This window comes from Pseudomonas zeae, assembly GCF_014268485.2.
Taxonomy (GTDB): domain Bacteria; phylum Pseudomonadota; class Gammaproteobacteria; order Pseudomonadales; family Pseudomonadaceae; genus Aquipseudomonas; species Aquipseudomonas neuropathica.
Map to the genome: position 1 here is coordinate 5946539 of NZ_CP077090.1, position 16329 is coordinate 5962867.

The 16329-nt window shown below is 56.3% G+C and carries 7 protein-coding genes; 6 read left to right on the forward strand and 1 reads right to left on the reverse strand.

All coding sequences use genetic code 11. The annotated features are described in order from the left end of the window. Positions 1-35: 35 nt before the first annotated feature. Positions 36-3452 (reverse strand): ATP-binding protein, encoded by a 3417-nt coding sequence (locus HU754_RS26230; protein ID WP_217827581.1) that lies wholly within the window; start codon positions 3450-3452, stop codon positions 36-38. A gap of 139 nt (positions 3453-3591) precedes the next feature. Here HU754_RS26230 and HU754_RS26235 point away from each other — a divergent pair, with 139 nt between their 5' ends. From HU754_RS26235 to HU754_RS26260, 6 genes are all read left to right on the forward strand, one after another. Continuing rightward, positions 3592-4260, forward strand: a complete 669-nt coding sequence (locus tag HU754_RS26235; protein WP_186625721.1) for a response regulator — start codon at positions 3592-3594, stop codon at positions 4258-4260. 411 nt (positions 4261-4671) lie between these two features. Continuing rightward, entirely contained in the window at positions 4672-6834 is a 2163-nt protein-coding gene (locus HU754_RS26240) for an Ig-like domain-containing protein (protein WP_217827583.1), read from the forward strand. Next, positions 6755-9532, forward strand: a complete 2778-nt coding sequence (locus HU754_RS26245; RefSeq protein WP_217827584.1) for an Ig-like domain-containing protein — start codon at positions 6755-6757, stop codon at positions 9530-9532. Before HU754_RS26240 ends, HU754_RS26245 begins: the two co-directional genes overlap by 80 nt. After that, positions 9444-10352 carry an Ig-like domain-containing protein gene (locus tag HU754_RS26250; RefSeq protein WP_217827586.1) on the forward strand — a complete coding sequence of 303 codons (909 nt, stop codon included), beginning with the start codon at positions 9444-9446 and terminating at the stop codon, positions 10350-10352. Before HU754_RS26245 ends, HU754_RS26250 begins: the two co-directional genes overlap by 89 nt. Next, the gene (locus HU754_RS26255; protein WP_217827588.1) at positions 10294-13017 is read left to right on the forward strand and encodes an Ig-like domain-containing protein; all 2724 of its coding nucleotides are present in this window, start codon (positions 10294-10296) and stop codon (positions 13015-13017) included. The genes HU754_RS26250 and HU754_RS26255 overlap by 59 nt, the downstream gene beginning before the upstream one ends. Positions 13018-13137: 120 nt before the next feature. Further along, the gene (locus tag HU754_RS26260) at positions 13138-16323 is read left to right on the forward strand and encodes an Ig-like domain-containing protein (RefSeq protein WP_217827590.1); all 3186 of its coding nucleotides are present in this window, start codon (positions 13138-13140) and stop codon (positions 16321-16323) included. The last annotated feature ends 6 nt before the right edge of the window (positions 16324-16329 follow it).

The following is a 16329-nucleotide window of genomic DNA, read 5'->3' on the forward strand; positions in this document are numbered from 1 at the left end:
TTAGCCGTGAACAATTATGCTCTCGGCGCTGTTGTTCAATTGACCAACACTGGAGCCAGTCTGCGAATGATTATCTGGTGTTCAAGCTCTTTCAGAAGCAGATCCAACTTAAGGATCCCAATGGGTTCCCCTGCCTTTAGGTAGGCTTCGATTCGTGCAAGCCTTTTGCCCACATCTCCCATTCTGTAAACTCCCAGAGCCCCTTTCAGTGCATGTATCTCATGCAACATTTTTGGATGATCACCAGAATCAGAGGCTTGGCGAATAGCAAGGATTGAAGAGGTGCAGAAACGCTCGAAGACCTTCCACATATCGGTGGGGAGTTCTTGCCCGTCCAACATGCACCCTTCCCGTCCAATTGAAGGATCTGGAATGGCTACCTCGTTCACAGGCAAGTTACAGACTTTGCGCAATGCCCTCTCCAGTGCGGCCAACGATAGCGGCTTGGTCAGAACACCAGCCATTCCTGCGGCCTTACAGGCCTCATGCTCTTGCACGGTCACGTTGGCTGTGGCGGCCAATACCGGCATTTGCGGCCAGTGAGCGCTTGCCTGACGTGCCAGCTCATAACCGTCCATCCCGGGCATCGACAGATCCGTTAGTAGTACATCGAACACCTCACGCTGCAAGTAGCTCAGCGCCTGCACGCCATCCTCGGCGAGTTGCGCCTGGCAACCCAGCAATGCCAACTGCTCTTGGAACAGCCGCCGGTTCACTGGATTGTCCTCGGCTACCAACACACGCAGCCGTCCTGGCAAGGTCAATCGCATCTGCTCACGCTCCGGCAGATATTGCCCTTGCAGCGCGTGGCGCATCGCACTCGCAACCCCCTTCAGGCCATACACAGAGGCACTCAGCACATGCCCTTCGGCAATCGGCTCGCTGGGGCCGTCAGGCCCGCAGTCGATCACCCAAGAAGACTCCTCCACAAGACGGAGCTCGTCGTTCGGGTGCCAGGTCATTCGATCACCCCAGATCAACAGTGCGTCAGCAGACGCAAGGGCCGCTTCGCTCAGTTGTGCCGGGTGCTGATAGACATCAACGCGCACCCCCCAACTTAGCAGCACGCGCTTCAGGTAATTCTGCCAGTGCGGCATTGAGGCCAGCAGCAGAACCTGCTCACCGTCGAAAGCAGGGCAGTCAGGCCGGCTGACTTCTTCGGTCAGTGGCAACGATATGAGGAACACACTGCCCTGCCCTGGTTCGCTGCGAACGGACAAGGTTCCACCCATAGCCTGGGTCAGGCGCGTGCACAGCGTCAGACCCAGACCGGTGCCGCCGTAACGACGATTGATTGTTTCATCCGCCTGACTGAAGGCACGGAAGACTTGTTCCATTTGCGCCGGCGACATACCGATGCCAGTGTCTTCGACCTCGATGTTCAGTCTTGAGCCAATGGCATCAATGTCAATGCGCAGCGTCACCTGCCCCTGCTCGGTGAATTTCAGTGCATTGGACAACAGGTTATTGAGCACCTGTCCCAAACGGGTCGGATCACCCAAAAGCGGCTGAGTCGCCGTCTGCCCGAGTTCGCCTACAAGAGCGAGGCCTTTATTACGGGCGACGGGTGCGAAGATGGCCAAGGTACGCGTCGCAACTTCGAGTGCATCGAACTCAATGCGCTCCAGGTGAAGTTCACCCGCCTCGATTTTGGAAAAGTCCAACACGTCACTGACGATTGCAAGGAGGCTGTCCGACGAGCGCCGGATCGTCTCCAGACGATCACGCTGCTCCTCCAGCGCCGAGTAAGCGAGCAGCTCCAGATTGCCAAGGATGGCGTTAAGCGGCGTACGGATCTCGTGACTCATGGCTGCCAAGAAAGACGACTTCGCGGCACTGGCAGCGTCAGCTGCCTCTTTGGCTTCCTGCAGGCGCTGCTCTACTCGCTTCTTGATGGTCGTATCCGTAAACGCGACCATCAGCACATCACGCCCCCGATAGCGAGCAGGCACCATGCTGGCCGACAGGCTAACCGATGCTCCACTGGCCGTTTCAAAGGTAAGTTCTTCAGAGACGGGTTCCGAGTCGCCGTGCGCCTTTATTTGCAGGCGATGACGGTAGCAACGGATCAATTCACCCTGCAGAGCCAGTTCTCCTCCCCGAACCCGCTCCTGCATATGGATCATTGAAGGGCTTTGCAGCAACGGCTCCCCAGTTTCAGCAACGAGAAGCCCCAGACCAACCGGAGCCATTCCGATGAGTGTCCGACTGAGGTGTTCACTCTCAAACACGCGTTCAGAGCGCCGAATTAAAGGACGAAAGATATGCAACTTGAAATAGATAAGCGAGAACCAGACGAGGCATAGCGTCCCCAACGCCATCAGTGCCTCCAGTCCGATCTGTCTACCCATTACAGAAGCCAGGTCACGCCACGTATACCGAAAGACTAGTAACCAGCCCGTATCACCCAATTCGTCAACCATTGTCAACGTGCCTTGATTGATGACCTCCATGCGCTGTGCATTTATCTGACACTTGAGCTTTTCCAAATTCTGCGCGCCGATGTCGAGCGAGGAGTAATCGCTCGGCAATGACGAGCTGATGACTTGCCCATCGGAAGACACAATCGTGTAGATACCTCCTACTTCCCTTCTAGGTCTTGTTTCTGCTGACAAGCTAGGCATAGGGTATTCCATGACGAGTGCAGCAAAAGGCGAGCCTTGATCAAGCATAGGCCCGGCAATGCGCAATACGCGCTGACCGGTATAAGGATTAGTATAGGGAGGAAGCCAATACAGGGGATGTTTGTCTTCATGCCAGTCACGCTCGCACGACAAAGATATGCGTCGATCCACATCACTGGTCAGCAGGCTTAAATAATGGTCACGGTCGGTCGCAATGCGTCTGCGCTCGAATTCATCCGGCGCAGGGATGATGCCGGCGACGTTGTGACGCAGGCTGTAGAAATAACTGGATAACACTTCCCCTTTAACCATTCTGTCGACAGTCGTGGCCCTGCCCACTTGCTTTGCCAGACTGAAGAAACGACCCAGACCTTCATCGCCCTCAAGCTGCCCTGAACCGAACACCCACTGTGGGCGCAATTCCTGCGAAGACTCCAGTAGCAGTTGGCGGCCCTGTCGACGAAAATCGTGGACATTCGAAAGGTCAACTGGCATCCCTTCTCGCCAGATAACCTCGGCCCCGACTAAAACAATGCGAAATGCATTCTCACGCGCATCAATTTCCTTCAACTGAAGTGCATGTTCTGAGATGAACTCTCTACGCAAGGACTCAAGATGCCTGACTGCAGTTGCACGCGTTTCCATAATGAACGTCAGCAGGATCATCGCGGTCGTCAACGCTCCACTTCCGAAAATGAGGAACCGCTGATAACGACGAAAGCGATTGAGTGCTTCAAGTTGAAGATTTGACACAGTGGCGCGAACGAGCCGTAAATACGGCGCGACCTCGTAAAAGGAGTCAATTATGGGGTCAGCCGCCTGAGTCAAAGTAGAACAGCTACCTTATTGAGGACTAGTCATCGCGAATAAACCCATGATTACGTACCAGTACTACACTTAGGATGAAACACTGGAGTTTTCGCCTTGTGGTTTTCACAATTTTTAAAAGAGGCAAGAAGCGACGCCAATGAAAATTCGACTATTGCTGGCGGATGACCATCCTGCGCTGCTGTCAGGATTGATGCACGAATTGAGGGCGATCCCGACGTTGGAAATAGTAGGGACAGCTGCGGATTCAGGCACACTGGTTGATTTGTTACGGGCCAACGAATGCGATGTGCTGATCACCGACTACGTCATGCCAGGTGGCAAATATGGAGACGGTATTAGCTTGCTTTCCTATATCAAGAGAGCTTATCCAGATCTGAAAATTGTGGTTTTCAGTACGATGGAGAACCCAGCGCTCACTCAGGAACTGGCCAAGTTGGGGATCAATGCCATGCTGGCAAAAACCCAGCATACCAACCAGCTTATTTCCGCCATTCATGCGGTCTACGCTGGCTCAAATTATTTCCCTTCTGAAAACCGCGATACAGGCAGAACAGAAATCAGCCAGAACCCCGTGGCGAATCACTCGCTGACCAAACGGGAATTCGAAGTTGTAAGGCTTTATGTTTCGGGTCTTTCGATAAACGAAATCGCTGATCAATTGCATCGAAGCAAACAGACCATCAGTTCTCAGAAAACCAGCGCCATGCGCAAGCTAGGCATAAGCCGGGACGCAGACCTTTTCCGGTTCGCCTTTGAATCTAGCATGACTGACGGCCCATCCCACTCTAGCGATCAAACATCCTGAGGCCAAGTTACCCCCTCCAACTCCTGCTTGAAAGCTCTTCCTTCAGCCTCCGTTCACTAGCGCAAATTCTGCGGTGGTGAGCGGAGTTTTCGCGCAAAACCAAGTCCGTCAATACTTTAGTACGTGACCCCTTCTCTGCCATTGAAATTCAGACTCAGTCAGAAAGACCCATGATTTCTTCCCCGGTTTAATGGGTACCAAGGAAGGGGGCCGACTCTGCGCAAGAAAACAAATCACATCTTGACGCTCGCCCCCCCTCCTAAATCATTAAACCAACCATTAACACTTTGATTCGTCCAGTAACCAGCCGCCAACAGCCAAAAGGTTGCGCAACAGCAGCGGTTTGCCTTGGAACCTCAGAGTAAATTCGGAAGACATTTTATGGCGTCGCAAACAATCCAGATTTTGCAAATGGAAGGCAAGGAGTTACGGCAAGAAATTCCTCTGCGCCGAGGTTCCAAGGACTCGCAGATCAAAATCAAGGCCACCCCGGATGGCAAATACATCTTGGCCGACAAGGCGACTGGATTTGCACCCGAGAACATTACTGTTCGCCGAGTGGGCAAGGATCTGCACGTCAGCCTGGAAGGCGAACCGCTCGATCCGCCTACGGTCATCATTGAGGACTTCTTCCAGTACAACTCTGAACTGTTGGGTATGGCTGAAAGTGGTGCCTATTACTTTTACGTATCCTCTGATGCTGACGACGACCGTGGAGCCATTGCCTTTCTTCAGGATGGTGACTCCTCGGGATTGGTTCTTGGTGGCGAGCAAGTCGTCAACGTCGAAAAAACTGCAGCTTTTGCCCTTCTGCCATGGGCTGCGGGGGCCATCGGTGTGGGCGCGGGTGCAAGTGCTCTGGGTGGCAAAGGAGGCGGCGGTAGCAAAGATAGCGCCCCTCAGCAGCCTGCCGCACCGACTGCTCCTGCCGACCCAACCCCACCTGCCGTGGTGCCCGCACTTCCAGTCAACCCTGAAGTACCGGTGCCTGGCATTAACAGCCAAATTCCAAAGATAGGCGAGATGGTTGATTCTAAAGGATCAATCCAGGGCGTGATTGAAAAAGGTGGCGTCACCGACGACACCACCCCGACCATCAATGGCACCGGCGAACCGGGCGACACCATCATCGTTCTCGACAAGGGCGAGAAGATTGATGAAACCACCGTCGACGAAAACGGCAACTGGAAATTCATCCCCCCTGAGCTCAGCGAGGGTGACCACGAAATCACTGTTGTGATCAAAGACCAAAACGGTAATGAGTCCAAGCCTTCCGAGCCATGGGAAGTAATCGTTGACACTCTAGCGCCTGACGCACCGACCCTCGTCAGCGTCTACGACGATGCTGACCCGAAAACCGGCGAAGTCGCTCTTGGCGGCGTGACCGACGACACCACCCCGACCCTCAGCGGCAACGCCGAGGCTGGTTCGACCGTAGCCATCTTTGACAACGGCCAGAAGTTGGGTGAAACCCGTGCTGACGCCAATGGCAACTGGTCTTTCACACCTGCTACACCGCTGATCGAAGGTGAGCACAGCTTCACCGTGCAAGCCACCGACATCGCTGGCAATGCCTCCGAACTGTCGAAGGCATGGGACTTGGTGATCGCGGCTGATAACAACAACCCTATCACAGACCTCATCGATGACCAGGGCAGCATTCAGGGTCCAATCGAAAAAGGTGGCGTCACCGACGACACCACTCCGACCATCAATGGCACCGGCGAACCGGGCGACACCATCATCATTCTCGACAAGGGCGAGAAGATCGGTGAAACCACCGTCGACGAAGACGGCAACTGGAAGTTCACACCAGAAACCGAGCTCGGCGATGGCGACCACGAAATCACCGTGGTAATTCAAGATCCTGCGGGCAATCAGTCCAATCCGTCCGATCCATGGGAATTCACCGTCGACACCCAGGCGCCTGACGCACCGAGCATCAGCAGCGTCTACGACGACGCGGGCGTGAAAACCGGTGAACTCGCGTTCGGTGCCATCACCGACGACACCACGCCTACCCTCAGCGGCAACGCCGAGGCTGGTTCGACCGTAGCCATCTTTGACAACGGCCAGAAGTTGGGTGAAACCCGTGCTGACGCCAATGGCAACTGGTCTTTCACACCTGCCACACCGCTGATCGAAGGTGAACACAGCTTCACCGTGCAAGCCACCGACATCGCTGGCAATGCCTCCGACCTGTCCGAGGCTTGGGATGTCGTGATCGATACCACCGCGCCTGAACAACCAGGTATTGACGGCCAAGGTCCAGGCATCAGTGGCATCATCGATGATCAGGGCGCTGTCCAGGGCCCGATTGAGAACGGCGGCGTCACCGACGACACCACTCCGACCATCAATGGCACCGGCGAACCGGGCGACACCATCATCGTTCTCGACAAGGGCGAGAAGATCGGTGAAACCACCGTCGACGAAGACGGCAACTGGAAGTTCACCAGAAACCGAGCTCGGCGATGGCGACCACGAAATCACCGTGGTGATTCAAGATCCTGCGGGCAATCAGTCCAATCCGTCCGATGCATGGGAATTCACCGTCGACACCCAGGCGCCTGACGCACCGAGCATCGGCAGCGTCTACGACGACGCAGGCGTGAAAACCGGTGAACTCGCGTTCGGTGCCATCACCGACGACAACACGCCGACCCTCAGCGGCAACGCCGAGGCTGGTTCGACCGTAGCCATCTTTGACAACGGCCAGAAGTTGGGTGAAACCCGTGCTGACGCCAATGGCAACTGGTCTTTCACACCTGCCACACCGCTGATCGAAGGTGAACACAGCTTCACCGTGCAAGCCACCGACATCGCTGGCAATGCCTCCGACCTGTCCGAGGCTTGGGATGTCGTGATCGATACCACCGCGCCTGAACAACCAGGTATTGACGGCCAAGGTCCAGGCATCAGTGGCATCATCGATGATCAGGGCGCTGTCCAGGGCCCGATTGAGAACGGCGGCGTCACCGACGACACCACTCCGACCATCAATGGCACCGGCGAACCGGGCGACACCATCATCGTTCTCGACAAGGGCGAGAAGATCGGTGAAACCACCGTCGACGAAGACGGCAACTGGAAGTTCACACCAGAAACCGAGCTCGGCGATGGCGACCACGAAATCACCGTGGTAATTCAAGATCCTGCGGGCAATCAGTCCAATCCGTCCGATGCATGGGAATTCACCGTCGACACCCAGGCGCCTGAGGCACCGAGCATCGGCAGCGTCTACGACGACGCAGGCGTGAAAACCGGTGAACTCGCGTTCGGTGCCATCACCGACGACACCACGCCGACCCTCAGCGGCAACGCCGAGGCTGGTTCGACCGTAGCCATCTTTGACAACGGCCAGAAGTTGGGTGAAACCCGTGCTGACGCCAATGGCAACTGGTCTTTCACACCTGCCACATCACTGATCGAAGGTGAACACAGCTTCACCGTGCAAGCCACCGACATCGCTGGCAATGCCTCCGACCTGTCCGAGGCTTGGGATGTCGTGATCGATACCACCGCGCCTGAGCAACCAGGTATTGACGGCCAAGGTCCAGGCATCAGTGGCATCATCGATGATCAGGGCGCTGTCCAGGGCCCGATTGAGAACGGCGGCGTCACCGACGACACCACTCCGACCATCAATGGCACCGGCGAACCGGGCGACACCATCATCGTTCTCGACAAGGGCGAGAAGATCGGTGAAACCACCGTCGACGAAGACGGCAACTGGAAGTTCACACCAGAAACCGAGCTCGGCGATGGCGACCACGAAATCACCGTGGTAATTCAAGATCCTGCGGGCAATCAGTCCAATCCGTCCGATCCATGGGAATTCACCGTCGACACCCAGGCGCCTGACGCACCGAGCATCGGCAGCGTCTACGATGACGCAGGCGTGAAAACCGGTGAACTCGCGTTCGGTGCCATCACCGACGACACCACTCCGACCCTCAGCGGCAACGCCGAGGCTGGTTCGACCGTAGCCATCTTTGACAATGGCCAGAAGTTGGGTGAAACCCGTGCTGACGCCAATGGCAACTGGTCTTTCACACCTGCCACACCGCTGATCGAAGGTGAGCACAGCTTCACCGTGCAAGCCACTGACATCGCTGGCAATACCTCCGACCTGTCGCAGGCCTGGGATGTTGAGATCAATACTACCGCTCCAGAAATTAATAGCCCTATTACCAACATCATCGATGATGTCGGCAGCGTCCAGGGCCCGATCAAAATGGGCGGCGTCACCGACGACACCACTCCGACCATCAATGGCACCGGCGAACCGGGCGACACCATCATCGTTCTCGACAAGGGCGAGAAGATTGGTGAAACCACCGTCGACGAAGACGGCAACTGGAAGTTCACACCAGAAACCGAGCTCGGCGATGGCGACCACGAAATCACCGTGGTAATTCAAGATCCTGCGGGCAATCAGTCCAATCCGTCCGATCCATGGGAATTCACCGTCGACACCCAGGCGCCTGACGCACCGAGCATCAGCAGCGTCTACGACGACGCGGGCGTGAAAACCGGTGAACTCGCGTTCGGTGCCATCACCGACGACACCACGCCTACCCTCAGCGGCAACGCCGAGGCTGGTTCGACCGTAGCCATCTTTGACAACGGCCAGAAGTTGGGTGAAACCCGTGCTGACGCCAATGGCAACTGGTCTTTCACACCTGCCACACCGCTGATCGAAGGTGAACACAGCTTCACCGTGCAAGCCACCGACATCGCTGGCAATGCCTCCGACCTGTCCGAGGCTTGGGATGTCGTGATCGATACCACCGCGCCTGAACAACCAGGTATTGACGGCCAAGGTCCAGGCATCAGTGGCATCATCGATGATCAGGGCGCTGTCCAGGGCCCGATTGAGAACGGCGGCGTCACCGACGACACCACTCCGACCATCAATGGCACCGGCGAACCGGGCGACACCATCATCGTTCTCGACAAGGGCGAGAAGATCGGTGAAACCACCGTCGACGAAGACGGCAACTGGAAGTTCACACCAGAAACCGAGCTCGGCGATGGCGACCACGAAATCACCGTGGTGATTCAAGATCCTGCGGGCAATCAGTCCAATCCGTCCGATCCATGGGAATTCACCGTCGACACCCAGGCGCCTGACGCACCGAGCATCGGCAGCGTCTACGACGACGCAGGCGTGAAAACCGGTGAACTCGCGTTCGGTGCCATCACCGACGACACCACGCCCGACCCTCAGCGGCAACGCCGAGGCTGGTTCGACCGTAGCCATCTTTGACAACGGCCAGAAGTTGGGTGAAACCCGTGCTGACGCCAATGGCAACTGGTCTTTCACACCTGCCACACCGCTGATCGAAGGTGAACACAGCTTCACCGTGCAAGCCACCGACATCGCTGGCAATGCCTCCGACCTGTCCGAGGCTTGGGATGTCGTGATCGATACCACCGCGCCTGAACAACCAGGTATTGACGGCCAAGGTCAGGCATCAGTGGCATCATCGATGATCAGGGCGCTGTCCAGGGCCCGATTGAGAACCGGCGTCACCGACGACACCACTCCGACCATCAATGGCACCGGCGAACCGGGCGACACCATCATCGTTCTCGACAAGGGCGAGAAGATCGGTGAAACCACCGTCGACGAAGACGGCAACTGGAAGTTCACACCAGAAACCGAGCTCGGCGATGGCGACCACGAAATCACCGTGGTAATTCAAGATCCTGCGGGCAATCAGTCCAATCCGTCCGATCCATGGGAATTCACCGTCGACACCCAGGCGCCTGAGGCACCGAGCATCGGCAGCGTCTACGACGACGCAGGCGTGAAAACCGGTGAACTCGCGTTCGGTGCCATCACCGACGACACCACGCCGACCCTCAGCGGCAACGCCGAGGCTGGTTCGACCGTAGCCATCTTTGACAACGGCCAGAAGTTGGGTGAAACCCGTGCTGACGCCAATGGCAACTGGTCTTTCACACCTGCCACATCGCTGATCGAAGGTGAACACAGCTTCACCGTGCAAGCCACCGACATCGCTGGTGCCTGCCTCCGACCTGTCCGAGGCTTGGGATGTCGTGATCGATACCACCGCGCCTGAGCAACCAGGTATTGACGGCCAAGGTCCAGGCATCAGTGGCATCATCGATGATCAGGGCGCTGTCCAGGGCCCGATTGAGAACGGCGGCGTCACCGACGACACCACTCCGACCATCAATGGCACCGGCGAACCGGGCGACACCATCATCGTTCTCGACAAGGGCGAGAAGATCGGTGAAACCACCGTCGACGAAGACGGCAACTGGAAGTTCACACCAGAAACCGAGCTCGGCGATGGCGACCACGAAATAACCGTGGTAATTCAAGATCCTGCGGGCAATCAGTCCAATCCGTCCGATCCATGGGAATTCACCGTCGACACCCAGGCGCCTGACGCACCGAGCATCAGCAGCGTCTACGACGACGCGGGCGTGAAAACCGGTGAACTCGCGTTCGGTGCCATCACCGACGACACCACGCCGACCCTCAGCGGCAACGCCGAGGCTGGTTCGACCGTAGCCATCTTTGACAACGGCCAGAAGTTGGGTGAAACCCGTGCTGACGCCAATGGCAACTGGTCTTTCACACCTGCCACACCGCTGATCGAAGGTGAGCACAGCTTCACCGTGCAAGCCACCGACATCGCTGGCAATGCCTCCGACCTGTCCGAGGCTTGGGATGTCGTGATCGATACCACCGCGCCTGAGCAACCAGGTATTGACGGCCAAGGTCCAGGCATCAGTGGCATCATCGATGATCAGGGCGCTGTCCAGGGCCCGATTGAGAACGGCGGCGTCACCGACGACACCACTCCGACCATCAATGGCACCGGCGAACCGGGCGACACCATCATCGTTCTCGACAAGGGCGAGAAGATCGGTGAAACCACCGTCGACGAAGACGGCAACTGGAAGTTCACACCAGAAACCGAGCTCGGCGATGGCGACCACGAAATCACCGTGGTAATTCAAGATCCTGCGGGCAATCAGTCCAATCCGTCCGATCCATGGGAGTTCACCGTCGACACCCAGGCGCCTGAGGCACCGAGCATCGTCAGCGTATACGACGACGTCGGTGAAAAGACCGGTGAGCTGGAGTCCGGAGATATCACCGACGACCAGCAACCGACGCTCAATGGCAAAGCCGAAGCCGGTTCGAATGTGCTGATCTTCGACAACGGCCAAAAGCTGGGTGAAACCCGTGCTGACGCCAATGGCAACTGGTCTTTCACCCCCGTCACACCGCTGATCGCAGGTGAGCACAGCTTCACCGTAAACGCCATCGATGTGGCTGGTAATGTCTCAGCATCGTCGGATGCCTGGGCGATCGTAGTCAACGACGGGCGTGTTCAGCAGCCTGTTATTGAAGTCGTGAATGACGATGTGGGTCAACTGACCGGTGCATTGAATTCCGGCGACGTAACTGACGATGAACGTCCAGAAATTTCGGGCAGCAGTGAATCGGGTGCCACCGTGGTCATTTATGACCGTGGTGTCGAGATCGGCCGTGTTCAAGCCGACGATCAAGGCAAGTGGACCTTCACGCCAGAAACAGCACTGGTTGACGGCGAATATAGCTTTACCGCTGTCGCAGTCAACGCTGCCGGCAATAGCAGTGATGCTTCGGAACCGTTCGACCTGATCGTTTACACGGGCAACGGTCCAACTCAGATTGCTCGCCTCGGCTACATGGGCAAGGACTCCGGCCAGGATGGTCACGACTACATCACCGACAACGGTAGCTTTGGTCGACTGATGCAGGGTGAATTGAGTGCCAAGCTATTGGCCGGTCAAAGCCTGCAGATATCCACGGATGGTGGCCTGAACTGGTTCAACGCGATCGTGGACGGAACCAACTGGGCTGCTCAAGACGTGAATGCGCATAAGGCGAACTGGAGTATCCAGACCCGTGTCGTGGATGAGGCAGGCAACTCTGGTTACGTGATGACACAAGACGTCATCCTGGACACCATCGTGCCGCGTACGCCGACCTCAATTCTGTTGAGCAACAACGAATTGCAGATTGGCTTCAATCCTGCCGACGTGGTCGTCGGAGATCGCATTACGATCATTGCCGACGGTGGTGCGCACCGCTTCGAGCATACCCTGACGCAGGATGACGTCGCCGCAGGTGTCGTGAATGTGGATGTGGGTTCGATCAGCAGTGCCAGCGCCGCGCTGGTGGATTATGCCGGCAACCTGTCCGGTTTCGCTAACACCGGCACCGGCCCAAGCGTGAACTCGCTGTTGATCGGGGACGTCTCCGAGGTCTACGGACAAGCCCGCGACAATATCTTCACCATAAATGATGTCAGCGTGCTGGATCAGATCAAGGTGATCGAAGGCAACGCCGGCGTGGACACTCTCAAGCTGACCGGTGCGAATCAGGTACTGGATCTGTCGGCATGGCAGGGTCGCCTGAGCTCGGTAGAAGTCATCGACATCACCGGTTCGGGTGACAACACCTTGAAAGTCTCGCTGGGCGATGTTTTGGATAACGGTCACCTCGGTGCGTTCATCAATGACGACAGCGTACAGCTGGCCGTCAAAGGTAATTCCGGCGACGTTGTTCAACTAAGTGATCTGTTACCAAATGGCATGGACATCGGCGACTGGGAAAACCTCGGTGTCGTGATCGCCGCCGGGGTCACCTACGAGGTTTACCAGCACACCGGCGTGGAAGCGGAAATCCTAGTGCAACAGGGCGTTACGGTGCAAATCGTCTAACGCTAACCAAGAGCGCCCTTTACGGGCGCTTTTGTCGAGGCAAATCAAACGCATCCGTGTATTGGCGATTGATACAAAAAACTGGTTTATACCCTGTTAATTTAACTATGAGATTCGCTGATGAACTTCGCTTATTTAGATGATCAGAATACCCTTTACTTCACTCCATTGAATGGCCAAGAAAATAACGTCTTTACCGTTCAAGCAATGGATGGCGCTCGTTATATCTTCACTGAACAGAACGATACCAATTTCAACGAAACCGTTTCCGGCGTGCATGTCGGCAATGACTTGTATCTCAACTTCAGATCGAGTCAGGCGCCCTCCTCTATTGTTGTAAAAGACTTCTATCAATTCAATACGAGCATCTACGGTCTGACTCAGGGCGGCGAATACCGCATGTACCTCCCGTCCGACAGTGCTTCGGCTCAGGGTGGCGTGTCTTTTGTCAGCGTAGAGCTGGGCATGCAGCAAGATCAGGCTGAAGCTGACTCCTTTAAGGTAATTCAGCAAGCCGTGACTTTTCAGCATCTTGACACACTCAGCGAGTCGTTGAATCCAACGGTTGGCTCCCCTGTTGAACAAGTGAAACCTTTGCATTTAATGGCATCGCCTGAGCCAGCGGCAGCTCCTTTCGTCACACAGCCTGTCATTAATGGAATCTACGATCAGGTAGGTAGCAAGCAAGGCGCTTTGATCACAGGCAGTGTGACAGATGACAAAATGCCTTTGCTTATGGGAGTTGGTCAGCCTAATTCGACGCTGGATATTCTGCAAAACGGTGAAAAGATTGGAACCGTTCAAGTAGATGCGCAAGGCAATTGGTCTTTCTTGACTGACGTGCCATATGATGAGAGCGGACAACTTTTCTTCGTCCGCGATACAGCGACAGGCGCCACCTCAAATAACTTCGTATTTATCATTGATACAGTTGCACCAAAGAGAGCCGAGATAATTAATGCTACGGACGATCACTCCGGAGCTACAAAAGTCATCGCCTCTGCGGGGTATACCAATGACAATACCCCAACACTTTCGGGTAAAGCCGAAGAAAATTGCATGGTCGCCATATACAATGGAAAGCAACTCATTGGCACGACTTATACTGATCAGTTGGGCAACTGGAGTTTTACTCCAGTCTTTCTGATTCCTGATAATTTTTATTCTTTTAATGCTGTTGCTATCGACTTTTCCGGTAACACAGGCCTAGCATCGACCAAGTACTCGTTCACCGTCGATACATTGGCTCCCAACCAGCCAGAAATCATCCAGGTTATCGACAATGTCGGGGCTGTCACTGGCCCTGTGCGCAACGGCGGAGGAACTGATGACACTACTCCAACGTTCAATGGCCTTGCCGAACCTGGAAGTCGAGTCGCAATTTATGGCAACGGCCAGAAGCTAGGTGAAGTCAGGGCCGATGCTTCCGGCAACTGGAGCTTTACGCCTGACTCACCATTAGATAAGGGCACTTATGTTTTCACGGCGACCGCTACCGACAAGACTGAGAACCAATCTCAAGCCTCGGCGCCCTGGAGCCTGAACATCGTACTCGACGCACCTGCAATGCCGATTGTCGAGTCTGTCTACGACGACCATGGCCCAATCAAGTACGAGATCAACTCTGGCGATATCACGGATGACGCAACTCCCACGATCAAAGGAAGCGCTGACGCCAATACGATCGTCGTTATCTATGACAATGGCGAAGAGATCGGAAGCGTACCCACTGACGAAAACGGCCATTGGAGTTTCACACCACCAACGTCACTGACGGATGGAGACCACAGCCTTACTTTCGTCGCGGTCAACGAGGCCGGGAACAGCAGTGATGTCAGTGCACCGTGGATCATTGTCGTCGACACCGAAGCCCCTGACCTACCAAGCATCAGCAGCGTCTACGACGACGCGGGCGTGAAAACCGGTGAACTCGCGTTCGGTGCCATCACCGACGACACCACGCCGACCCTCAGCGGCAACGCCGAGGCTGGTTCGACCGTAGCCATCTTTGACAACGGCCAGAAGTTGGGTGAAACCCGTGCTGACGCCAATGGCAACTGGTCTTTCACACCTGCCACACCGCTGATCGAAGGTGAACACAGCTTCACCGTGCAAGCCACCGACATCGCTGGCAATGCCTCCGACCTGTCCGAGGCTTGGGATGTCGTGATCGATACCACCGCGCCTGAACAACCAGGTATTGACGGCCAAGGTCCAGGCATCAGTGGCATCATCGATGATCAGGGCGCTGTCCAGGGCCCGATTGAGAACGGCGGCGTCACCGACGACACCACTCCGACCATCAATGGCACCGGCGAACCGGGCGACACCATCATCGTTCTCGACAAGGGCGAGAAGATCGGTGAAACCACCGTCGACGAAGACGGCAACTGGAAGTTCACACCAGAAACCGAGCTCGGCGATGGCGACCACGAAATCACCGTGGTGATTCAAGATCCTGCGGGCAATCAGTCCAATCCGTCCGATCCATGGGAATTCACCGTCGACACCCAGGCGCCTGACGCACCGAGCATCGGCAGCGTCTACGACGACGCAGGCGTGAAAACCGGTGAACTCGCGTTCGGTGCCATCACCGACGACAACACGCCGACCCTCAGCGGCAACGCCGAGGCTGGTTCGACCGTAGCCATCTTTGACAACGGCCAGAAGTTGGGTGAAACCCGTGCTGACGCCAATGGCAACTGGTCTTTCACACCTGCCACACCGCTGATCGAAGGTGAACACAGCTTCACCGTGCAAGCCACCGACATCGCTGGCAATGCCTGGCCCTCCGACCTGTCCGAGGCTTGGGATGTCGTGATCGATACCACCGCGCCTGAACAACCAGGTATTGACGGCCAAGGTCCAGGCATCAGTGGCATCATCGATGATCAGGGCGCTGTCCAGGGCCCGATTGAGAACGGCGGCGTCACCGACGACACCACTCCGACCATCAATGGCACCGGCGAACCGGGCGACACCATCATCGTTCTCGACAAGGGCGAGAAGATCGGTGAAACCACCGTCGACGAAGACGGCAACTGGAAGTTCACACCAGAAACCGAGCTCGGCGATGGCGACCACGAAATCACCGTGGTAATTCAAGATCCTGCGGGCAATCAGTCCAATCCGTCCGATGCATGGGAATTCACCGTCGACACCCAGGCGCCTGAGGCACCGAGCATCGGCAGCGTCTACGACGACGCAGGCGTGAAAACCGGTGAACTCGCGTTCGGTGCCATCACCGACGACACCACGCCGACCCTCAGCGGCAACGCCGAGGCTGGTTCGACCGTAGCCATCTGACAACGG